General features: G+C 58.0%; 24 protein-coding genes. 7 read left to right on the forward strand and 17 right to left on the reverse strand.

Translation table 11 applies throughout. The annotated features are described in order from the left end of the window. The first annotated feature begins 24 nt into the window (after positions 1 to 24). Positions 25 to 1,824 carry a sulfatase-like hydrolase/transferase gene (locus tag J2X66_RS20800; RefSeq protein ID WP_310267830.1) on the forward strand — a complete coding sequence of 600 codons (1,800 nt, stop codon included), beginning with the start codon at positions 25 to 27 and terminating at the stop codon, positions 1,822 to 1,824. 526 nt (positions 1,825 to 2,350) lie between these two features. Here J2X66_RS20800 and J2X66_RS20805 read toward each other — a convergent pair. Beyond that, positions 2,351 to 3,187: an NAD(P)H-binding protein gene (locus J2X66_RS20805; RefSeq protein WP_310267832.1), complete on the reverse strand. Its 837-nt coding sequence runs from the start codon at positions 3,185 to 3,187 to the stop codon at positions 2,351 to 2,353. A 158-nt stretch (positions 3,188 to 3,345) separates the two neighbouring features. Here J2X66_RS20805 and J2X66_RS20810 point away from each other — a divergent pair, with 158 nt between their 5' ends. Beyond that, the gene (locus J2X66_RS20810; RefSeq protein ID WP_310267835.1) at positions 3,346 to 4,068 is read left to right on the forward strand and encodes a TetR/AcrR family transcriptional regulator; all 723 of its coding nucleotides are present in this window, start codon (positions 3,346 to 3,348) and stop codon (positions 4,066 to 4,068) included. Positions 4,069 to 4,073: 5 nt separating this feature from the next. Here the strand turns inward: J2X66_RS20810 and J2X66_RS20815 are convergent, their stop codons facing one another. The 8 genes from J2X66_RS20815 to J2X66_RS20850 all read right to left on the reverse strand — a co-directional run bounded on the left by J2X66_RS20815 (position 4,074) and on the right by J2X66_RS20850 (position 10,260). Further along, positions 4,074 to 4,358, reverse strand: coding sequence for a hypothetical protein (locus J2X66_RS20815; RefSeq protein WP_310267838.1), 285 nt, complete (start codon positions 4,356 to 4,358; stop codon positions 4,074 to 4,076). A 308-nt stretch (positions 4,359 to 4,666) separates the two neighbouring features. Beyond that, positions 4,667 to 4,897 (reverse strand): hypothetical protein, encoded by a 231-nt coding sequence (locus J2X66_RS20820; RefSeq protein ID WP_007946177.1) that lies wholly within the window; start codon positions 4,895 to 4,897, stop codon positions 4,667 to 4,669. Positions 4,898 to 5,030: 133 nt separating this feature from the next. Then, a complete protein-coding gene (locus J2X66_RS20825) occupies positions 5,031 to 5,252 on the reverse strand; it encodes a hypothetical protein (protein WP_310267840.1) in 222 nt (73 codons plus the stop codon). Positions 5,253 to 5,324: 72 nt separating this feature from the next. Further along, on the reverse strand, positions 5,325 to 6,365 hold the full coding sequence (locus tag J2X66_RS20830) for a DNA topoisomerase IB (RefSeq protein ID WP_310267842.1): 1,041 nt from the start codon (positions 6,363 to 6,365) through the stop codon (positions 5,325 to 5,327). Between the two features lie 77 nt (positions 6,366 to 6,442). Further along, complete coding sequence (modC, locus tag J2X66_RS20835; RefSeq protein ID WP_310267843.1) at positions 6,443 to 7,522, reverse strand: molybdenum ABC transporter ATP-binding protein; 1,080 nt, start codon at positions 7,520 to 7,522, stop codon at positions 6,443 to 6,445. A gap of 3 nt (positions 7,523 to 7,525) precedes the next feature. Next, positions 7,526 to 8,206 (reverse strand): molybdate ABC transporter permease subunit, encoded by a 681-nt coding sequence (modB, locus tag J2X66_RS20840; protein WP_310267846.1) that lies wholly within the window; start codon positions 8,204 to 8,206, stop codon positions 7,526 to 7,528. Further along, positions 8,207 to 8,974: a molybdate ABC transporter substrate-binding protein gene (gene modA / locus J2X66_RS20845; protein WP_310267849.1), complete on the reverse strand. Its 768-nt coding sequence runs from the start codon at positions 8,972 to 8,974 to the stop codon at positions 8,207 to 8,209. Positions 8,975 to 9,195: 221 nt separating this feature from the next. Then, positions 9,196 to 10,260 (reverse strand): nitronate monooxygenase, encoded by a 1,065-nt coding sequence (locus tag J2X66_RS20850; RefSeq protein ID WP_310267852.1) that lies wholly within the window; start codon positions 10,258 to 10,260, stop codon positions 9,196 to 9,198. Between the two features lie 182 nt (positions 10,261 to 10,442). Here J2X66_RS20850 and J2X66_RS20855 point away from each other — a divergent pair, with 182 nt between their 5' ends. After that, positions 10,443 to 11,426, forward strand: coding sequence for an MDR family oxidoreductase (locus J2X66_RS20855; protein ID WP_310267855.1), 984 nt, complete (start codon positions 10,443 to 10,445; stop codon positions 11,424 to 11,426). On the opposite strand, the gene ada is transcribed toward J2X66_RS20855, so the two are convergent. The 5 genes from ada to J2X66_RS20880 form a co-directional block, all read right to left on the reverse strand. After that, positions 11,427 to 12,491, reverse strand: coding sequence for a bifunctional DNA-binding transcriptional regulator/O6-methylguanine-DNA methyltransferase Ada (gene ada / locus J2X66_RS20860; RefSeq protein ID WP_310267858.1), 1,065 nt, complete (start codon positions 12,489 to 12,491; stop codon positions 11,427 to 11,429). A gap of 88 nt (positions 12,492 to 12,579) precedes the next feature. Beyond that, positions 12,580 to 13,245, reverse strand: coding sequence for a DNA oxidative demethylase AlkB (alkB, locus tag J2X66_RS20865; protein ID WP_310267861.1), 666 nt, complete (start codon positions 13,243 to 13,245; stop codon positions 12,580 to 12,582). Positions 13,246 to 13,248: 3 nt separating this feature from the next. Beyond that, the gene (locus J2X66_RS20870; RefSeq protein WP_310267863.1) at positions 13,249 to 13,917 is read right to left on the reverse strand and encodes a 2OG-Fe(II) oxygenase; all 669 of its coding nucleotides are present in this window, start codon (positions 13,915 to 13,917) and stop codon (positions 13,249 to 13,251) included. Positions 13,918 to 14,041: 124 nt separating this feature from the next. After that, positions 14,042 to 14,218, reverse strand: a complete 177-nt coding sequence (locus J2X66_RS20875) for a hypothetical protein (protein WP_310267865.1) — start codon at positions 14,216 to 14,218, stop codon at positions 14,042 to 14,044. A gap of 29 nt (positions 14,219 to 14,247) precedes the next feature. Further along, positions 14,248 to 14,550, reverse strand: a complete 303-nt coding sequence (locus J2X66_RS20880; RefSeq protein ID WP_016984992.1) for a DUF1883 domain-containing protein — start codon at positions 14,548 to 14,550, stop codon at positions 14,248 to 14,250. Positions 14,551 to 14,763: 213 nt separating this feature from the next. On the opposite strand from J2X66_RS20880, the gene J2X66_RS20885 reads away from it, so the two are divergent. Both J2X66_RS20885 and J2X66_RS20890 read left to right on the forward strand, forming a co-directional pair. Beyond that, complete coding sequence (locus tag J2X66_RS20885; protein WP_310267872.1) at positions 14,764 to 15,120, forward strand: hypothetical protein; 357 nt, start codon at positions 14,764 to 14,766, stop codon at positions 15,118 to 15,120. Between the two features lie 72 nt (positions 15,121 to 15,192). Continuing rightward, entirely contained in the window at positions 15,193 to 15,423 is a 231-nt protein-coding gene (locus tag J2X66_RS20890; protein ID WP_027922990.1) for a hypothetical protein, read from the forward strand. A gap of 8 nt (positions 15,424 to 15,431) precedes the next feature. On the opposite strand, the gene J2X66_RS20895 is transcribed toward J2X66_RS20890, so the two are convergent. Together J2X66_RS20895 and J2X66_RS20900 are read right to left on the reverse strand one after the other, a co-directional pair. Further along, positions 15,432 to 15,713 (reverse strand): hypothetical protein, encoded by a 282-nt coding sequence (locus J2X66_RS20895; protein WP_027922991.1) that lies wholly within the window; start codon positions 15,711 to 15,713, stop codon positions 15,432 to 15,434. A gap of 139 nt (positions 15,714 to 15,852) precedes the next feature. Beyond that, a complete protein-coding gene (locus tag J2X66_RS20900) occupies positions 15,853 to 16,047 on the reverse strand; it encodes a hypothetical protein (RefSeq protein ID WP_310267877.1) in 195 nt (64 codons plus the stop codon). Between the two features lie 294 nt (positions 16,048 to 16,341). Here J2X66_RS20900 and galU point away from each other — a divergent pair, with 294 nt between their 5' ends. Further along, a complete protein-coding gene (gene galU, locus J2X66_RS20905; protein WP_010460715.1) occupies positions 16,342 to 17,181 on the forward strand; it encodes a UTP--glucose-1-phosphate uridylyltransferase GalU in 840 nt (279 codons plus the stop codon). Positions 17,182 to 17,311: 130 nt separating this feature from the next. Continuing rightward, entirely contained in the window at positions 17,312 to 18,670 is a 1,359-nt protein-coding gene (gorA, locus tag J2X66_RS20910; RefSeq protein ID WP_310267885.1) for a glutathione-disulfide reductase, read from the forward strand. Here gorA and J2X66_RS20915 read toward each other — a convergent pair. Next, entirely contained in the window at positions 18,667 to 19,677 is a 1,011-nt protein-coding gene (locus tag J2X66_RS20915; protein ID WP_310267888.1) for a DNA-binding protein, read from the reverse strand. The genes gorA and J2X66_RS20915 overlap by 4 nt on opposite strands. Positions 19,678 to 19,792 lie beyond the last annotated feature (115 nt).

Genomic DNA, 19,792 nt, shown 5'->3' on the forward strand with positions numbered 1-19,792 from the left:
CACTCAATCCGGGAGACAGACTACATGGAAGAGGACGATGAATCCGTCTTGGACATAAAGCGCCGTGAACTTCTCAAGGCCATTGGTGCGGGTACGCTTACAGCGGCATTTGGCGGTAACCCGCTTGGTAATGCGGCGACAGCGGCAACGCAATCGTCTGCCCCAGAACATCGCAAGGGGGAGGGGGGGGCCTATAACATTCTGCTTATCCTGACCGACCAGGAGCGCTATTTCCGCCCATTTGAACTACCCGGGGACTACCATCTGCCGGCCCACGAGAGACTGGCGAAGAAAGGCGTCGTGTTCGAAAACCACCGCATCAACTCTTGCGTATGTACATCCTCGCGCTCCGTGCTGTATACCGGTCGTCACATCCAGCAGACCCGGATGTTCGACAATGTGAACTTCCCCTGGATCAGTAGCATGTCGACTGAGATCAAGACGCTCGGTCACCTCTTGCGCGAGGCTGGCTATTACACCGCCTACAAGGGCAAGTGGCACCTCAGCCGGGAGTTCGAGACAACGAACACGCTAGCCGCACCTGAGAAGATTTTTACCAAAGAGATGGAGGCCTACGGCTTTTCCGATTACTTCGGGGTAGGCGACATCATTGCGCATACCCAGGGCGGCTACCTGCACGATGGAATGATCGCCGCAGCGGCGGCGAGCTGGCTGCGCGGGCAGGCGGCGGTGCTTACAGAACAGGGCAAGCCTTGGTTCCTGGCGGTGAATGTGGTCAACCCACATGATGTGATGTTCTATGACACGGACGAACCGGGACATCCCGTCCAAGGGAAAAACGTCCTGGCTCACATCGCTCCCGAACCGGCGCACGCACTGTACGCGCAGCAGTGGACCTTCGACCTTCCCGCCAGCTTCCAGCAACGACCCGACGCCCCCGGAAGACCTCTTGCCCACACTGATTTCGACAGATCAAACAGTGTGATGGTCGGCCCAGTTGGGGATGAGACGTCGCGCTGGCGCAAGCGGCATAATTACTATCTCAACTGCCTGCGCGATGTGGATCGTCACATCGAGACAGTGCTCGATGAACTGGAGGCAACCGGGCTCGCCTCAAGCACCATCGTAATCCTGACCTCGGACCACGGTGACATCGATGGCGCACACCGGCTGTCGGGCAAGGGTGCAACCTCCTACCGCGAACAGAACAACGTGCCGCTGATCGTGGCACATCCGGCCTATCCCGGCGGCAAGCGCTGCAAGGCCGTTACGTCGCATCTAGACATCGCGCCGACACTAATCTCCTTCACGAACGCGAGTTCGGAAAAGAAGGCGGCGATCGCCAAGGAGCTTCCGGGCAAGGACTTCTCTTCGATTCTTGCTGAACCCGAGAAGGCTGGTCCTGAGGCGGTGCGCGATGGACAGCTGTTCTGCTTCAACATGTTCGCCACACTGGACGGCGAGTTTCTGGAAAAGGCCCGCGATTTGCTGAAGCAGGGAAACGCGGCGAAGATCAAGGAGTCCGGTCTGCGTCCAGATATGATGAAGCGAGGTGCGATCCGCAGCGTGTTCGACGGCCGCTATCAGTTCACACGCTACTTCTCTCCTAAACAGCACAACCGCCCGGTCACGATCGAGGAATTGTTTAAGCTGAACGATGTCGAGCTTTTCGACCTCCAGAATGACCCATACGAGCTCAAAAATCTCGCGCTGGATCTGACAAATAACGCCGGCCTCCTTATAACCATGAACGCCAAGCTAAACAAGCTGATTGACTCGGAGGTTGGAGAAGATGTTGGGCAAATGCTCCCCGGAGGCTTGGAAGCCGGCTGGGTAGCTACTCCTGTCGTCAACGACTTATGACATTAAGACGAATGAATGCCCTAGCTGTCCCAGGTCAGTGGCCGATTGCTGCCCCTTGCGTACTCACTCTGGCGTAACGACCTCAACCCCCCAGCGTTCACAAAATAATATATTGGTAAGTACAGGTGATTCGCAGGTTGTCGGTTGTCTCCAATGAATACGGTGATTTCAAGAATAAATTATATTCCGGCTTCGGGGACCATCTAAAATCAAGGGTTTGCGGGCGAAAGCTGATGCAAACCCTTGTTTGTTTCAGGCTCTTGATTTCAGAGATTGCCCCGCAATCACATTTGAAAACTACTGCCCCTCCAATGCCCGATCAGCAATCTTGGCGTTATGGACAAGCCGGCCCAGGGCTGCGGCGATGATGACCGACAGCAGTGGCCAGTAGATGAAAATTACTTTCAAAAACACGGCATCACCTCGCACATTACTGAGCCAAGCCGAATCGGCGTCCCATCATAGTGCCCACAACATGACAGGATGAGTATTGATCTCATTCGGGATGTTTGCCGTATTTTTTAGATCAACCTTCATTCGCCCAAACACCCGTATCCGCTGTGCGTCGAACGTAATCGCTAAAGTCCCGCGCGGGACGGCCCAGTGCGCGCTGGACGCCATCGGCAAGGGGCGTGTTGCGCCCGTCGAGCACCGTTGTGAAAAGATACATCACCAGGTTGATCAACTCGGCTGGAAGTTGCGCCTGCTCCAGCGCTTCTCTATAGGCATCCTGCGGCACGGCGGCGAAGCTGATATCGCGGCCGGTCCCTCGAGCGATCTCATCGACCGCCTCGGCAAACGTCAGCGCTCGTGGCCCGGTCAGTTCATAAAGCTGACCGGCGTGTCCTGGTTGGGTCAGCGCCTGGGCAGCAATTTCGGCGATGTCCTCCACGTCGACAAAGGGCTCGGCGACATTGCCGACCGGAAGGGCCATTTCCCCCTGAAGAATCGGTTCGAGAAAATGCGCCTCACTGAAGTTCTGGAAAAACCAGCTGCAGCGAAGGATGGTCCAGTCCACGCCGCTGTTCTGTATGACGCGTTCGGCTTCTTCTGCTTCAGCCTCTCCGCGTCCGGACAGCAGCACCAGCTTGCCAACGCCACGTTTGACCGCCAGGTCGGTAAACGCTTGGACCGTTTCGACGGCCCCCGGAACGGCGAGATCCGGTTGATAGGAAATGTAAACGGAGGCGATGCCATCAAGCGCTGCCTCCCAAGTGTCTCGGTCCTCCCAGTCGAAAGGTGGACTGGCGCTACGAGAACCCAAGCGCACCGGCAATCCCGCAGCTTTCAGGCGTTGAGTAATCCTGCTCCCTGTTTTACCGGTCGCACCGAGAATGAGGATGCGGTCTTGAGATGTTTTCATCGCGTTCATCTCCATCGGATTAATGTGAGTGATGCTCACGTTAAAAGATGATAAACGCTCACGTTATGCCGTCAACCAGCGAAAGCCAGTGAGCCGACGTACGGCCATCCCTATTGGGTGCGGTAGTGGGCAGTGCTAAGGTGAGTGCATGTCATGTCATGTCATGTTATGGATCGGGATTTCCACCAGTGCCGAAGAAAACCACTACCGGGCTCGAACACACGGTTTCAGAGCCGACCCGACGCAATCCCACGCAGCAGCGCAGTCGCGAGCGGCAGGAGCGAATTCTGGCCGTGGCAACGAAACTGATCGCAACCAAGGGCAGCGACTCATTAAAGATGAGTGAAATCGCCGAACGCTCGGAGATTTCGATTGGCTCGCTTTATCAGTATTTTCCGGACAAGAGCTCGGTGATCCGCACGCTGGCCGAGCGCTTTAACGCCGAGAGTCGTCGGTGCATAGAAACGGCATTGGTAGCGGTCCAGGATGCGCAAGGGCTGCGCGAAGCCTATTCAGACTTGCTTGAGCAGTATTACGACATCGCTCAGGCGGAGCCGGTAATGCGTGATATCTGGTCGGGGATGCAAGCCGACAAGCAACTGCTGGCGCTGGAGCTGGAAGAGAGTCGAGTGGCGGGCAGCATGCTGGCGGATGCGATGCTTCGTGTGTTTCCAGGCAGCGATACCCAGCAAGTGGCTGACACGGCTTTTCTGATCTGGCAAATGGGTGAGGCGACCATGCGCTTGGCCATTACCTGCGGGCCCGAAGAGGGGCGGCGACTGTTCGAAGCATTCAAGCGTATGTCGCTCGCGGAACTGATGACGCCCGCCAGCGCGTTGATCAGCAGTGGGTCGAGCGAAGTCGACCCCACTGTCAAATGAGCCTGCTACACAAATGGCTGGCCGCTAAAACCACGAGGCAGTCTTTGCAACCCGGCCATGGCGGTTAACCGTTCGGTCCAGGCGGCGCGCCAGTCGTTGGCGGTGTGAGTAGCTTTGGCTTTGCGTGCGGCACGGCGTGTCGCATTGCGCTGGGCCTTGCGCGCTTCCTTGTACGCATCGGTATTTCGGCAGCTCCTGCATTTCACGCGGTTCAGTTCCTGAGTGGACGTGAGGTTGCTGCCTTTGTGACCGCAGGCCAGATGCCCGCTGACTTTGTAATGGGTGATCATGGAACGTCTCCTTCGTGACGTGTGATCCTTTGACCCTGCGCAAACGCCAGCGTTCGATGGCTGCCGGGCAGACAAAAAAAAGGCCTGCATGCGGGCAGACCAAGGTGATTCTTCAAAGGAGTGACTCACTGTAAGGCTCGTGTTGTAAATGCGGCGTGAAAGAAATGTCGCAAAAAAAAGCCCAGCGCCAGGCTGGGTGTTCGGGTGTAGCGGCAAATACTCAGACAGGCACAATCGCGGTGACGATAAGGTCGCCGTTCATGCGTCCTGAAACAGGCGCTGTTCTCGCGTCGCGTGCCCGGCTCGAATCATCTGAACCGTGGGAGGGGCGGGTCGACAGGTTTTAACGATGACAGCGTGTTTCGAATCAGGGGAGTGTCTTTTTCGATGTCGTTCAGCCGATCGCGAATTCTTAGGGCTGTCGGGTGCCCCCCTTGATGATCGACCCAATCGGCAATTTCCTTGCACGCGGCGGCAAGTCGAGCCTGCCGGGAGTCAAGCAAGGTGAGGAGGGTGGTGATGGACTCTTTTTCGGACATGGAAAACACCTCCGTTGAAGAAACCTGGCAAATGGCAGCAAAAAGCCCGCCAGGTGCGAGCTTTCAGCCGTTGGGGTCACTGTTCCTTCAGCTGTTTTTCAGTATAGACCCGCAATAGACAGGTGAATGTTCATCAGCCTTGTCGGGCCATCACTTGCGATGTTGCATTCAGCCGTTGGCATTCCCGCCTGGCGTCTGCTTCAGCATCAAAGCCGTCACCGATGAAACCCTGCGTACGGGTATCGGCGATGCGGTACCAGACGGCGGCGTCGGGCGGTGGGTGACCGGTTTCTCCGGCCCGGCGGCCATGAATGATGATCTTGTTGCAACGCTTCACAACGAAAATGTCTTCCATGGCGTCACCGCAGCTGATTCTTGTCCAGATCAACTATAGAAGTTCTTTTTGATCGTGCAAAAAATAGACAGGTCAGTTCGTCGCTTCAGCGCTGGCGATCATGCGCTCAAGGAACATGGCCAGCCCGACTTCCTCTGGCCTGAGCCCTTTACGCAACCTTGGCCGAGGCAACTCTGCCAGAGCGCCGAGCATAAAAGCGTCGAGCACCGCTGGGTGGATGTAGCATTTGCGGCACACCGCGGGCGTGTTGCCCAATTGTCTGGCGACGTTTTTGACCATTTCAACTACTTGGCGTTTTGCATCCGACTCGGGCTCCCATTGCAATTCGCGCAACACCGACAAAGCCAGGACACTGCCTGCCCATGTGCGGTAATCCTTGGCCGTGAAATCGGCGCCGGTGAGGGTTTGCAGGTACGCGTTGACGTCGGCGGAACTGACGGTGTGTCGCTCGCCGTTTTCGTCCAGATATTGAAACAGATTTTGTCCGGGGATTTCCTGGCAACGCTTGATGATCCGGGCCAGGCGTCGGTCTCTCACGGTGATCTGGTGCTCGACGCCACTCTTGCCGCGGAACTGAAAGCGGATCGCACTGCCGTTGACTTCAACGTGGCGGCTGCGCAACGTCGTCAGGCCGTAGGAACGATTGTCCCGAGCGTACTGCGTGTTGCCGACCCGGATCAGCGTTGCATCGAGCAAGGTGATGACGGTGGCCATGACCTTGTCTCGGCTGAAGCCTGGCGAGGCCAGTAGCGTTTCAAGATGTTTGCGCAGCTTCGGCAGTGCCAGGCCAAAGTCGCGCAGACGCGAGTATTTGTCGGCATCGCGCACTTCGCGCCAGCGTGCGTGGTAGCGGTATTGCTTGCGACCACGAGCGTCGCGGCCGGTGGCTTGCAGATGGCCGCGCGGGTCGGCGCAAATCCACACATCCGTATAGGCCGGCGGTACGGCGAGCGCGTTGAGGCGTTTGATTTCGTCCGGATCGGTAATGCGCTGGCCTGCCGGATCGAAGTAACAAAACTTTCCTCGCAGCAGCTTTCGGCTGATTCCGGGCTGCGTGTCATCGACATAGTGCAGGTCGGGTGGCAGAACATCTGGCAGCGCGGTATCGGACATGGCGAGTCAACCTCGACAACAAATCAGGGGTCAGTACAGCCATTGACCGCACTCATTTGTCGTTGGTGCCAAAAGTCTTAGGCCAGCACTGCCACCGCTTTGATTTGGGCCCAGAGTTGCTGACCAGGATGCACGCCCAACTGATCCCGGGAGTAGCGGGTGATACGAGACAATAATGGCGTGCCGGCGGCATTCAGGCGGATCAGCACATGGGCAGCGTTGTCGGCGCTGATTTCACCGATCACGGTCACCGGAAGGCGATTGAGGATGCTGCTTTGCTCGACGCTTCGCAGGCTCAGGCTGACATCGCGCGCCTGAACCTTGCAACGCAGTGTCTGACCCAAGGGCATGGGGGCATGGGCGACTCGAATGCCCAGATCGGTCTCGGGCAACTGCAAGGTCAGCAACTGATAGTGGGCGTCATACGCACTGACATGACCCTCGATCACCACGCCCGCGTCGTCGCCCAGCGCCAGTGGCAGGTCGAGACGGGCGAGGGTTTCGCCAATGGGGCCGCTGGCCAGCGCCTTGCCTTCGCTCAGCAAGACAATGTGATCGGCCAATCGCGCGACCTCATCCTGCGAGTGACTGACATACAGCACCGGGATGTCCAGCTCATCGTGCAGGCGTTGCAGGTAAGGCAGGATTTCGTTTTTGCGCTGGCTGTCCAGCGCCGCCAGCGGCTCGTCCATCAGCAGCAGTTTCGGGCTGGTGAGCAGCGCGCGGGCGATGCCGACCCGCTGCCGCTCGCCGCCGGACAGGTGCTGCGGGTGACGTTCCAGCAGATGCCCGATCCCCAGCAATTCCGTGGCATGGCCCATGTCGACCCGGCGCTGCTGTTTCGGGATGCGCTTGAGGCCGAATTGCAGGTTCGCCAGCACTGACAGGTGCGGGAACAGACTGGCTTCCTGGAACACATACCCCAGCGCACGTTTATGCGGCGGTACGAAAATCTTCTTTTCGCTGTCCTGCCAGACTTCATCGTTGACCTGGATAAAACCCTGTGGGGCTTGTTCCAGTCCGGCGATGCAGCGCAGGCAGGTGGTCTTTCCCGAGCCTGAGTGACCATAAAGCGCGGTCACGCCACGACCGGGCAATTGAAGGTCCACGTCCAGGGCGAACCCCGAATAGCTCAGTTGCAGACGCATATCGATCATCGATCAGCTCCAGATCGCTTTGGTTTTGCGGCTGGAGTAGAGCGCCAGCAACACCGCAAAGGAGAACACCAGCATCGCCCCGGCCAGCCAATGGGCCTGGGCGTATTCCATGGCTTCGACGTGATCGTAGATCTGCACCGACACCACACGCGTCTTGTCCGGGATGTTGCCGCCGATCATCAAGACCACACCGAACTCACCGACGGTGTGGGCGAAGCCGAGAATCGCCGCCGTGATAAAACCCGGCCGTGCGAGCGGCAGGATCACGCTGAAGAAGGTGTCCCACGGATTGGCGCGCAAGGTCGCGGCCACTTCCAAGGGGCGAGTGCCAATGGCGGAAAAGGCGTTTTGTAGCGGTTGAACCACGAATGGCATCGAGTACAGTACCGAGCCGACGACCAACCCCGCAAAGCTGAAGGTCAGGGTGCCAAACCCCAGCGATTGGGTGAACTGACCGACAATGCCGTGAGGCCCCAGCGCCAGCAACAGATAAAAGCCAATCACCGTGGGCGGCAGAACCAGGGGCAGGGCGACGATCGCCCCGACCGGGCCGCGCAACCAGGAATGGGTGCGCGACAGCCATAACGCAATCGGAGTGCCGATGACCAACAGGATCGCAGTCGTCAGGGACGCCAGTTTGAGGGTCAGCCAGATGGCAGCGAAGTCGGCACTCGTCAGCGTCATTTAGAGTTGGTAACCGTAGGATTTGATAACAGCAGCAGCTTTGGGCCCCTTGAGGTACTCAACCAGTGCCTTGGCGGCCGGGTTGTCCTTGCCTTTGTTGAGGATCACTGCGTCTTGTTTGATCGGGTCGTGCATGTCAGCTGGAACGATCCACGCCGAACCGCCGGTGACTTTGCCGTCTTTGTAGATCTGCGACAAGGCCACGAAGCCCAGTTCGGCATTGCCGGTAGAGACGAATTGGTAGGCTTGGGTGATGTTTTGGCCTTCAACAAGTTTGTCCTTGACCTTTTCGGTCAGGCCCAGCTTGGCCAGCACCTGAGTCGCTGCCAGGCCGTAAGGTGCGGTTTTGGGGTTGGCGATGGACAAATGTTGATACTGGTTGTCGCTCAGCACGTTGCCCTTGGCATCGACATAGCCGTCTTTGGCCGACCACAAGGCCAGAGTGCCGATGGCGTAGGTGAAGCGCGAACCCTTGACCGTGTCGCCTTCGGTTTCAAGTTTTTGCGGGGTGGCGTCGTCGGCCGAGAGGAACACTTCGAACGGCGCGCCATTCTTGATCTGGGTGTAGAACTGGCCGGTGGCACCATACGCCGCGATCAGTTTGTGCCCGGTGTCTTTCTCGAAATCGGCAGCGATGGCCCGGATAGGGGCTGTGAAGTTGGCGGCGACAGCGACCTGGACTTCGTCCGCGTGCGCGGAGCCGAAAGCGAAGAGGGCGATCAGGCTGGCGAGGCAAGAAGGGGCAAAACGTGAGGCACCCATGGTCATGAAACGGCTCCGTTATAGGCAAATGCAGCAAGGAGGTGAAACGCTATATAGCCGAATATATAGCGAAATGCCTTCAAACGGAATGTGTTGGTTTATGAGTGTGGAATCGGTATTAGCCGCGCTCAATTCCTGTAGCAGCTGGCGAAGCTTGCGTCCGGCTGCGCCGCCGGACGCCGCCGGACGCTGCCTCGCGGGCTCGGCAGCTGCTACCGGGGATCGCTTTATCGAGGGAGCAGTTTGGCCAAAGCTTCATCCGCCAGGTGACGGGTCAATTCGGCTGTGGTCATTTCAGCGCTCAACCGGAACGCTTGCCCGGCCCAGAGGTTGCTGAAATCCGCTTCATCCTTGGCTCGCAACGGCATCAGTGCACCGCCGGCGAGTGGGAATGTCGGCGCTTTATCGCTGATCGGCCCGATTTCACGCATCACCCGATTGAGAATGCCGCGTGCCGGGCGGCCGGTGAACAGGTTGGTGACGGCGGTCTCGCTTTCTTTGGCCGTGCGTAACGCTTTGTAGTGAGATGCGCTGACCTTGGCTTCCGGCGTGAACAAGTAGGCCGTGCCTACCTGTACTGCCGAAGCGCCCAACATAAAGGCTGCCGCAACGCCGCGCGCATCACTGATCCCGCCGGCGGCAATCACCGGCACTTTTACCGCATCGACAATCTGTGGCACCAAGGCAAACGTTCCCACCTGGCTACTCAGGTCATCACTGAGAAACATCCCCCGATGACCACCGGCCTCATAACCCATGGCGATGATGGCGTCACAGCCGTGCTGTTCGAGCCAGACAGCTTCTTCAACCGTGGTCGCGGAAGAGAGAATTTTTGCACCGGTGGCTTTCACCCGGTCCAACAGGGACTTTTCCGGCAGGCCGAAGTGAAAACTGACCACTTCAGGGCGAAACGCTTCGACGACCTCGCAGGCGGCCACATCGAACGGCGCGCGGTTTGAAACCGGTGTCGGCGCATCGAAATCGGCGCCGAGTTCCCGGTAGTAAGGTTCGAGCAGGTTCTTCCAGTCCCGGGCGCGTTGCTCGTCAGGGGCCGGAGGTTGATGGCAGAAATAGTTGATGTTGAACGGACGCTGGCTGTGTTGGCGAATCGTCTTCAGCTCTTCGCGCAATTGCTCGATGGTCAGCAATGCAGCCGGCATCGAGCCCAGGCCGCCAGCGTTACTCGCGGCGATGACCATAGCCGAGCCATTGGCGCCTGCCATGGGGGCCTGGATGATCGGCAACTCAATCCCGAGCAGGTCAAGAATGCGGGTGTCTGGCCATTGGCTCATTTCAATCTCCGACGTCAAAACAGGGCTGGACGGTTGAACCGGTTTTTTACCAGCTATCGAGGGTGAAGGGCCAGTCAACTTTTGGCTGGCCAGCGGTTTGGCTTAAAGTCTTGTACGGCGAAATGTTTCTTTATGGTATTTCAAGGGTTCCACATCCTGATTGACTCCATTGAGAGGTAACGATGTTCAAGGGCATTTTGATCGACAAAGACGACAGCGGTTACCGGGCCACACTGCAAGAGATCAATGACGATCAACTGCCCGAAGGCAACGTAACGGTCCGCGTGGCGTACAGCACGCTGAACTTCAAGGATGGCTTGGCAATCACCGGCAGCAGCCCGGTGGTGCGAAAATTCCCGATGGTGCCGGGGATCGATCTGGCAGGCACTGTCGAAACCAGCGATCACCCGGACTACAAGGCCGGAGATCAAGTGGTCCTCAATGGCTGGGGCGTGGGCGAAGGGCATTGGGGTGGATTGGCGCAGAAGGCACGTCTGAACGGTGACTGGTTGATCCCGCTGCCAAAGGAATTTACAGCGGCCCAAGCCATGGCCATCGGTACTGCCGGTTACACGGCCATGCTGAGCATCCTGGCGCTGGAACATAACGGTGTGACGCCCGATCAAGGTGAAGTGCTGGTCACCGGTGCCAATGGCGGTGTCGGCAGTTTCGCGATCGCGCTGCTGAGCAAGCTGGGTTACCGCGTCGTCGCTTCCACTGGTCGAACTTCCGAACACGATTACCTGAAGCAGCTGGGCGCCAGTGAAATCATCGACCGTGCCACATTGTCCGCACCCGGCAAACCGTTGGCCAAGGAGCGTTGGGCGGGGGTGATTGACTCGGTCGGCAGCCACACGTTGGCCAACGCATGCGCCAGCACCAAGGCCAACGGCACGGTAGCGGCGTGTGGTCTGGCGCAAGGCATGGACTTCCCGGCCTCGGTCGCCCCGTTCATTCTGCGTGGCGTGACCTTGGCCGGGATCAACAGCGTGACCCAGCCCAAGGCCAGGCGCGTACTGGCCTGGAATCGACTGGCCAAGGATCTGGACTTCGCGCTGCTACCGCTGATCAGCCATGAAATCGCTTTGAGCGAAGCCATCGATGCCGCGCCGCGCCTGCTCGCCGGGCAATTGCGCGGGCGGGTGGTGGTCGATGTGAATCACTGATCAGCGCGTCTCGCGTTCCAGCAACAGACGCTTGCGCTCAACGCCCCAGCGATAGCCTGACAGGTTGCCGTCGCTGCGCACCACGCGGTGGCAAGGGATCGCCACCGCCAGACTGTTCGCGCCGCACGCCTGGGCCACGGCGCGCACAGCCTTGGGCGACCCGATGCGCTGGGCGATGTCGGCATAACTGGCGGTGCGGCCAGCGGGAATCTCGCGCAAGGCTTGCCAGACACGCTCCTGGAACGCCGTGCCGCGCACGTCCAGCGGCAAATCCAGGCCAAGGGCCGGCGCTTCGATAAACCCTACGACCTGGGCGATCAGTTGCTCGAACTCATGATCGGCACCGATCAGGTTGGCACGCCGAAACTGGTCCTGCAGATCGCAGACCAGTTGATGCGGATCATCCCCTAGTAGAATCGCGCAAACCCCGCGTTCACTTTGCGCCACCAGAATGGCCCCCAGGGAACATTGGCCAACGGCAAAGCGGATGTCGATATTTTGCCCGGCAGCGCGGTAGTCGCCCGGCTTCATACCGAGCAGGTTATCCGCCGCTTCATAGAAACGACTATTGGAATTGAAACCAGCGTCATATAAAGCATTGGTGACCGAGCCACCCTCCGCCAGACGATCACGTACCTTGCGCGAGCGATGGGCCGTTGCGTAACCCTTGGGTGTCAGCCCGGTGACGGCTTTGAACACTCGGTGGAAGTGGAAGCTGCTGAGGCCCGCTGCGTCCGCCAGTTCATTGAGCGGCGGCAGATGTTCGGCGGATTCGATGTGCCGACAGGCAGCTGCCACGGTGGCCGCGTGTTGGGCGGCAACATCGCTTTGGTCTTTTGCTGCGCGTTTGCTGGGGCGATAACCCGCCGCCAGGGCTTGCTCCGGCGTGTCGAAAAACTCGACGTTCTGCGGATTCGGCAGGCGCGCCAGGCTGCTCGGGCGGCAATAGATGCCGGTGGTTTTGACCGCGTAGACAAACTGCCCGTCTGCGGCTGGATCGCGCGCTATAACGGCGGCCCAGCGAGGATCGATTTCGGTAGCTGTTTTAGTCGAATGAGTTGTCATGTCTGTAGTTCCATTGACCCGTTTCATTCAGATTAATCAGGCAGGAGGGGGCGTGGCACTCCGGGTCTTGCGGTCAAATTCGAGTCTTTCAACCGGCCTTACGAAACGTGAAGTTGATCCGTTGTTCGCCCAGCCTCGGATGATGCCCGTCCCTGATCGGCAATACGCCGTGATAACGCAAACGATCGACGCCTCCCCAGACCACGACATCGCTATGCAAAAGCGGCACGCGCTGGCTTTTATCGCTGCGCTCAAAACCGCCGAAGAGGAACGTCGCGGGCAGCCCTAGCGATACCGAAACGATCGGCGCTGCGTAGGAACCTTCGTCTTTATCCTGGTGCAAAGACATCTTCGCGCCGGGGACATAGCGGTTGATCAGGCAGGAATCGGGAACAAAATCCGTAAATCCCGCTTCACGTGCCGCCGCTTGTGCCAGTTCAAAAAACACCTCAGGCATTTTCGGCCAGGGTTGCCCGGTCTGCGGGTCATTGCGCGTGTAGGTGTAACCGCTTCGGTCTGTGGTCCAGCCCAGGGCGCCGCAACTGCTCAAGGCTACGGACATGGTGAAGCCGCCGGGGGTGACCATCTGCCGAAACGGCGCGACCGTCAAAACCCCCTCAAGCGCTGTCAGTAACGATTCCAGCCAGGGCAGGGCAAAGCCGCGCAAGACGCAGGCTTGTTCACCGATCTGCTCGCGCCGGGGCGGTTGCACGGGTTCGGTGTCGGCAAACAAATCCAGGGTGAAAGGGCTCATGGTTCATAACGCATCGTGAAAGATGATTCCAAGGGTATGCCGTTTTCCGCTGTGCAGGCGACTCACGCCGTGGCGCATGTTCACTCGGTAGTAGCCGCGAATACCTTTTACCGGGCGCTGGCTGACGGCGAAAATCAAGGCATCGCCTTTCTTCAGGTCCATGACCAGCGGGCGTGACTGCATGCGCGGGCGCTGTTCAGTCAGCACGAATTCGCCGCCGGTAAAATCTTCGTCGGGTTCTGACAGAAGAATCGCCACTTGCAGCGGAAAGACGTGTTCGCCGTACAGGTCCTGGTGCAGGCAGTTGTAGTCCTGCGGGCCATATTGCAGCAATAAGGGGGTCGGGCGTTCCTGACCGGCGGCATGGCAGCGCTGCAAAAAGTCTGCGTGCGTAGCGGGAAAACGCGTCGGCAGGCCCATGCATTCGTGCCAGCGATTGGCAATCGGCACCAGGCTCGGGTAAAGGTCGTTGCGCAGGCGCGCGACGGGATCCGGCAGAGGGTATTTGAAGTATTTATACTCGCCACGGCCAAAGCCGTGACGAGCCATGATCACCTGTGAACGAAAAAGCCCGGGATGCGCGTAAAACGCGCTGATCTCGTCGCAGGATTCGGCACTCAGGAGTGATCTGATAATGGCGCAGCCATCCTGATCGAGTTGTTGCTCCAGCATGTTCTGACTCCTTAACCCAAGGTTGAGGTGGCCAGTCTAGGCAGCAGGGGCGGGGCGAACACTCCGGCGCTTGCGGTCAAACTTCAGACGCGGAAGCAGACATCCCTGTGGTCGCTCCGGGCTGTTACAGTGCTTTGCTGACGCTGATCTCGCTGATGACATCGTCGCTCTGGCGATGAATGGCGTCGAGCGCGGCCTTGGCTTCTTCAGTGGTGCCGTTTTCAAGTTGGGCAAACTCGAAGCGGCGCTCACCGTTGAGTTTGTATTTGATGACGTACTTGGTCGTTTGAGCCACGGTCATACCTGCCTTGTTTCGTGTGCGGACGTTGCTCAGCTCAGTTTCGTGCTGGAGCGACGGATGATCTTGATCGAATGGGTCAGGGTCGGCTTGCGGGTCACGCTGATCGGCCGGCGGTTGACCGTGTCGATGGTGATGTTCCAGAAACCGGTGCTCGGCGCGGTAATCCGGGCCGGGAAAGTATCGAATGCGCCGCCGTGGTAAGTGTGACGACCACCATTCTTGAAGCTGCGGAAGTTGGCGTCGTTCATCAAGCGGATGTTGCACATTTGGGAGCACTGGATGACGACGATGTCGTCTTCATTGAGGTGCTCGCGCTGGTGGATAAATTTCATGAGGCGCCTCCAGAAGGGCTTTTTCTACAAAATCAAAACGATAGCATGGGCGATGGGCGCAGTTTATCAGCCCGCACAGGTTATTATCGGGTCGTCATGGTTCGCTTTGACAATTAAAAACAGTTAATCGGCATTCTGTGAGCGGTTAATGCGGTGCAACTCGGAGAAAATTGGCATTTGTGCTGTCCGAGGGTCTTTATCGGAGGTTTTTGTATGAAGTGGGGTGTGTTAGTCCTGCCGTTGGCGTTGGTCGTAAGTGGCTGCGCCAGCGTGACTGAGATCAACGAGACGCTGCCGACCATGAACGTGATCTCAGGCAAGAAGCCCCATGAGTACGCGCAATGCCTGGTTGAACAACTGGCCGATAGCCGTGGTGCCTTGCAAGTTGAGTCACACAAAGACGGGGTGCGCGTGATCGTTCCGGCGAAGTTTTCGTCGGACCCGGCTGCCGTCTTTGATATAGAAGAGCGCTCCGGTGGCAGCAGCATCAAGCTGCATGAGCGCATGTCCAATGTGCCGGTACGCCCCAAGGACGTACAGAAAGCCGCCAATGCCTGCATTTCCGGCTGATACACTAGCGACAATCTACATCGATGCCGTCAAGGCTGTGCTTTGACGGCATTGTCATTTCTGGAGTCAGGCATGAAGCGAGAGCAGGTTCGGGAGCGGCATGCAGAGGGTCACATCTCTGCCACCCATGTGATTCAGAATCCGGCGAATCCGGGGGAGTGGATCGTGTTTTTCAAGAAAAGCGCCGGGCGCAGTTATTTTCTGGTGGACGATAACGATGAAGTCGAATCGTTCAGCCGTCTCGATGACTTGATCGAGACCGTGCGCGGTCTCGGGATCAAGTTTGCTGAAATTCACATGTAGCGTCGGGTTTACTTGCAGACCACCAAAACGCTGCGGTTCTTGAAATTGCCTACATCGACGCCCAGGGTCTTGTCGCTTTCCTTGGTTGACGGCGTGCCGTCGGTCCCGACGATTCGATAACCGGTGCCAGCGCAGGATGCGTCGGCTTTTTCGTAGCAGGTGGCCCAGGAGTTGGCCTCGCCGGAACAGTCGATGGCCAGCCCCTGTTCACCGTTTTTCAGGTAAGCGGTTTCCGAGGTGGCGCAGCCGCTCAGGGCCAATACTGCAATCAGAGGCAAAAATTTAGTCATGTCGTTGTCGTCGTCAGGATGATGGGGCTAAGCCTGTGACAGCGCTGGTATCAAAAGGTTATAGCTAAGGGCCACTTCTTTGCAGGTGTCCACAAAAAAGCCCTGCGCAAAGCAGGGCTTGGTCAGAAACCGGTGCAGATCAAGTCTTGTCTTTACCGCGACGTTTGGCGGGTGCCGGGTGTTCAAGCTGCAATACGGATGCCACCTCAATCGCCGAGGCTTCGGTAGCGAACGGACCGGTGATGGTCTCGGTGTCGCCGAAGTTCTTTATCCACCATTGGCCGTCTTCCGCCTTTTTGATCAGGAATCCGTTGACGCTTTTTGCTTCCGACATCTATCTGCCTCGTTGGCTGGTTCAATTGCGTCATGATAACGCCAAATGCACCCAGGGAGTGCTGATGGGCGTATGGTGGTGCGATTGCATGTCTGGTGGGATCGCCAGTGCAGGTTCCGGGTTATCTGCTATCTATTAGAAGCTGTCGAAGGATCTGTGCAGCGATATGCGGAACTATCCGCGAGAATATTTCTCTATGTTGGCATCGGTTAGCCAGTGCGGGGCATTGTAAGGTGCACGCCGCCTGATTAGACTGCGCCGAAACTCGTACACACAGCCCTTTCAAGGACTTATATGATCAAGAAATGCTTGTTCCCAGCAGCCGGTTACGGTACTCGCTTCCTGCCAGCGACTAAAGCCATGCCCAAAGAAATGCTGCCGGTGGTAAACAAGCCACTGATCCAGTACGGCGTCGAAGAAGCTCTGGATGCCGGTTTGACCGAAATCTCCATCGTTACCGGTCGCGGCAAGCGCGCCCTGGAAGACCACTTCGACATCAGCTACGAGCTGGAAAACCAGATCAAGGGCACCGACAAAGAGAAATACCTGGTCGGTATCCGCAAGCTGCTCGACAACTGTTCGTTCTCCTACACCCGTCAGACCGAAATGAAAGGCCTGGGGCACGCGATCCTGACCGGTCGCCCGCTGATCGGTGATGAACCGTTCGCCGTCGTGCTGGCGGATGACTTGTGTGTAAACCTTGAAGGTGACGGCGTTCTGACCCAGATGGTCAAGCTGTACAAGCAGTTCCGCTGCTCGATCGTTGCCATTCAGGAAGTCGACCCACAAGAAACTCACAAGTACGGCGTGATCGCCGGTGAGATGATTCGCGATGATATCTACCGCGTTCACAGCATGGTCGAGAAGCCAAAGCCGGAAGATGCACCGTCGAACCTGGCGATCATCGGTCGCTACATCCTGACCCCGGATATCTTCGACCTGATCGAACAAACCGAGCCAGGCAAGGGTGGTGAAATCCAGATCACCGACGCCCTGATGAAGCAAGCCCAGAACGGCTGCGTAATGGCCTACAAGTTCAAAGGCAAGCGTTTCGACTGCGGTGGCGCTGAAGGCTACATCGACGCGACCAACTTCTGCTTCGAGAACTTCTACAAGACTGGCAAGGCTTACTGATAACTGTTGATCCGCTTGTGTTGAAAAGCCACCTTCGGGTGGCTTTTTCATTTTCTGGCCCCATATCGTTTGCAACACTTGCCCGGCGAACGTCTGCGGGTATGCTTGTGGACTGCCGAGGAGATTGAAAATGGCCTTTGATTTTGATTTGTACGTGATTGGTGCCGGTTCCGGTGGTGTTCGAGCTGCACGGTTTTCCGCTGGGTTTGGCGCAAAAGTGGCCGTGGCCGAGAGCCGCTATCTGGGCGGTACTTGCGTGAACGTCGGTTGTGTGCCGAAGAAATTGCTCGTCTACGGTGCGCACTTCGCCGAAGACTTCGAGCAGTCTTCCGGTTTTGGCTGGACGCTCTCAGAGGCGCAGTTTGATTGGGCCACGCTGATCGCCAACAAGGACCGCGAGATCAATCGCCTGAATGGCATTTATCGCAACTTGCTGGTCAGCAGCGGCGTGACCTTGCATGAAGGCCACGCCAAAATCGTCGATCCGCACACGGTCGAGATCAATGGCGAACGCCATACCGCTAAAAACATCCTGATTGCGACAGGTGGCTGGCCGCAGATCCCGGAAATTCCGGGGCACGAGCATGCAATCAGCTCCAACCAGGCGTTTTTCCTCAAGGAACTGCCGAAGCGCGTTCTGGTGGTGGGCGGTGGTTACATTGCCGTTGAGTTCGCCGGTATCTTCCACGGGTTGGGTGCCAAGACCACGTTGCTGTACCGCGGTGAGTTGTTCTTGCGCGGTTTCGATGGCGCGGTGCGCAAGCATTTGCAGGAAGAATTGACTAAGCGTGGCATGGACCTGCAGTTCAACTCCGACATTGAACGTATCGACAAGCAGCCTGATGGCAGTCTGAGGGTGGCACTCAAGGATGGTCGCGAGCTTGAAGCGGATTGCGTGTTCTACGCGACTGGCCGGCGCCCGATGCTCGACAACCTCGGGCTTGAAAACACCGGCGTCAAACTCGATAAGAAAGGCTTTGTCGAGGTCGATGAGCAGTATCAGACGGCTGAGTCGTCGATCCTGGCGCTCGGCGATGTGATCGGTCGTGTTCAGCTGACGCCGGTCGCCCTGGCCGAAGGCATGGCTGTGGCTCGACGCTTGTTCAAGCCGGAGCAATACCGCCCGGTGGATTACAAGATGATTCCGACCGCCGTGTTCAGCCTGCCGAACATTGGCACCGTTGGCTTGAGCGAGGAAGACGCTCGCGAAGCCGGCCACGAGGTGGCGATCTACGAAAGCCGTTTCCGCCCGATGAAGCTGACCCTGACTGAGTGCCAGGAGCGCACGCTGATGAAGCTGGTGGTGGATGCCAAGACTGACAAGGTGTTGGGCTGCCACATGGTCGGGCCGGATGCCGGCGAGATCGTCCAGGGCTTGGCGATTGCCTTGAAGGCAGGGGCGACCAAGCGCGATTTCGACGAAACCATCGGCGTGCACCCGACGGCCGCCGAAGAGTTCGTCACCATGCGTACGCCTGTCGCCGGTTAATCGTCCTTGGCTGCGTCTGGCGCTGTTGCAACAGCAGCCGCCAGGCGCATGCTTTCATCGAGGCTCGCCTGAGTCTTGAGTAATTCAATTTCCAGCGCTTTATTAGCCTGCGACTGCTCGTCGACGCTCTGTTTCAGCGACTGACTTTCCAGCAGGGCGACGCGCAAGCGTTCCTGGAGGAGGGTGCGTTCGCTGTCGATGCGGTTGACCTGTTCCAGCAGTTGATCCTGCCGGCTATTGGTGTGCTTGAGTTGATCCTGCAACAGGCTCAGCTCCCTCTGGGAGCCACGGTTTTCAGTGAACAAACGCTCATTGTCGCGGTGCAGCTGAGTGATCTCGTCCTGACGCACCATCGCGCTTTGCTGTGCCTGACGCAGCTCCATTTGAATCTGCTGCACCTGGCTTTCGTGGCGGCCTTGTTCCTGCTCGCGCTGTTCCTTGACGGCGTTGCGGTAGTGCTCCAGGGCCTCGCGGGCGTGCAGGTGCTTTTCTTCCAGTGAGCGAATCTGCTCGTCCTTGTCCTGCAAGCGCAATTCGAAACCGGCCAGTGCCTGATTCAACCCGGCATTGCGGGTTTGCTCGGTTTGCAGCATGGAGCGGGTTTCTTGTAGCGATTCGGATTCCTGGGTCAGTGCCAGGCTTTGCATCTCGTACTGCTGATGCAATTCGGTATTGGCTTCCTGGGCTTCTGAAAGCTGGCTTTCCAGTGTTTTGCGCTGCTGGTCGAACTGCTCGCGAGCCTGGTCGATCGGTTCCTGGGCCTTCTCTTTCAGGCGTTGGGCCAGGCGCGACACCAGATCCGCCAGTTCGTCATCGATGGGTTCTGCCACAGCTTCGGCCCGTTCACGGCCGTCATCCAGTTCCTTCAGGTAGCGATGGATCGTGGTTTTCGAGCCGGTGTTGCCCATTTCGATCCGTACTGCATCGATGCTTGGGTTTTCGCCGCGGGCGAGGATCGCCAATCGTGCCGCTTGCACCACTGCTTTATTTACGCCGCCACGAGCCATGAGTTCTCCTACGATTTCGTACTGTGGTACATGCCACTAAAGTACGCAGTGTACCATCTGAAAAATAAAGATAAATGATGTCAGTTTGTCATGCGGGATATACTGGTATTACCCC

This window comes from Pseudomonas sp. 3296 (assembly GCF_031456615.1).
Classification (GTDB): Bacteria; Pseudomonadota; Gammaproteobacteria; order Pseudomonadales; family Pseudomonadaceae; genus Aquipseudomonas; species Aquipseudomonas mucoides.

Excerpts from the sequence above, each read along its gene's own strand:
- J2X66_RS20800 (WP_310267830.1), top strand. The coding sequence starts at position 25 with ATGGAAGAGGACGATGAATCCGTCTTGGACATAAAGCGCCGTGAACTT.
- J2X66_RS20805 (WP_310267832.1), bottom strand. The coding sequence starts at position 3,187 with ATGAAAACATCTCAAGACCGCATCCTCATTCTCGGTGCGACCGGTAAA.
- J2X66_RS20810 (WP_310267835.1), top strand. The coding sequence starts at position 3,346 with ATGTCATGTTATGGATCGGGATTTCCACCAGTGCCGAAGAAAACCACT.
- J2X66_RS20815 (WP_310267838.1), bottom strand. The coding sequence starts at position 4,358 with ATGATCACCCATTACAAAGTCAGCGGGCATCTGGCCTGCGGTCACAAA.
- J2X66_RS20820 (WP_007946177.1), bottom strand. The coding sequence starts at position 4,897 with ATGTCCGAAAAAGAGTCCATCACCACCCTCCTCACCTTGCTTGACTCC.
- J2X66_RS20825 (WP_310267840.1), bottom strand. The coding sequence starts at position 5,252 with ATGGAAGACATTTTCGTTGTGAAGCGTTGCAACAAGATCATCATTCAT.
- J2X66_RS20830 (WP_310267842.1), bottom strand. The coding sequence starts at position 6,365 with ATGTCCGATACCGCGCTGCCAGATGTTCTGCCACCCGACCTGCACTAT.
- modC (WP_310267843.1), bottom strand. The coding sequence starts at position 7,522 with ATGATCGATATGCGTCTGCAACTGAGCTATTCGGGGTTCGCCCTGGAC.
- modB (WP_310267846.1), bottom strand. The coding sequence starts at position 8,206 with ATGACGCTGACGAGTGCCGACTTCGCTGCCATCTGGCTGACCCTCAAA.
- modA (WP_310267849.1), bottom strand. The coding sequence starts at position 8,974 with ATGACCATGGGTGCCTCACGTTTTGCCCCTTCTTGCCTCGCCAGCCTG.
- J2X66_RS20850 (WP_310267852.1), bottom strand. The coding sequence starts at position 10,260 with ATGAGCCAATGGCCAGACACCCGCATTCTTGACCTGCTCGGGATTGAG.
- J2X66_RS20855 (WP_310267855.1), top strand. The coding sequence starts at position 10,443 with ATGTTCAAGGGCATTTTGATCGACAAAGACGACAGCGGTTACCGGGCC.
- ada (WP_310267858.1), bottom strand. The coding sequence starts at position 12,491 with ATGACAACTCATTCGACTAAAACAGCTACCGAAATCGATCCTCGCTGG.
- alkB (WP_310267861.1), bottom strand. The coding sequence starts at position 13,245 with ATGAGCCCTTTCACCCTGGATTTGTTTGCCGACACCGAACCCGTGCAA.
- J2X66_RS20870 (WP_310267863.1), bottom strand. The coding sequence starts at position 13,917 with ATGCTGGAGCAACAACTCGATCAGGATGGCTGCGCCATTATCAGATCA.
- J2X66_RS20875 (WP_310267865.1), bottom strand. The coding sequence starts at position 14,218 with ATGACCGTGGCTCAAACGACCAAGTACGTCATCAAATACAAACTCAAC.
- J2X66_RS20880 (WP_016984992.1), bottom strand. The coding sequence starts at position 14,550 with ATGAAATTTATCCACCAGCGCGAGCACCTCAATGAAGACGACATCGTC.
- J2X66_RS20885 (WP_310267872.1), top strand. The coding sequence starts at position 14,764 with ATGAAGTGGGGTGTGTTAGTCCTGCCGTTGGCGTTGGTCGTAAGTGGC.
- J2X66_RS20890 (WP_027922990.1), top strand. The coding sequence starts at position 15,193 with ATGAAGCGAGAGCAGGTTCGGGAGCGGCATGCAGAGGGTCACATCTCT.
- J2X66_RS20895 (WP_027922991.1), bottom strand. The coding sequence starts at position 15,713 with ATGACTAAATTTTTGCCTCTGATTGCAGTATTGGCCCTGAGCGGCTGC.
- J2X66_RS20900 (WP_310267877.1), bottom strand. The coding sequence starts at position 16,047 with ATGTCGGAAGCAAAAAGCGTCAACGGATTCCTGATCAAAAAGGCGGAA.
- galU (WP_010460715.1), top strand. The coding sequence starts at position 16,342 with ATGATCAAGAAATGCTTGTTCCCAGCAGCCGGTTACGGTACTCGCTTC.
- gorA (WP_310267885.1), top strand. The coding sequence starts at position 17,312 with ATGGCCTTTGATTTTGATTTGTACGTGATTGGTGCCGGTTCCGGTGGT.
- J2X66_RS20915 (WP_310267888.1), bottom strand. The coding sequence starts at position 19,677 with ATGGCTCGTGGCGGCGTAAATAAAGCAGTGGTGCAAGCGGCACGATTG.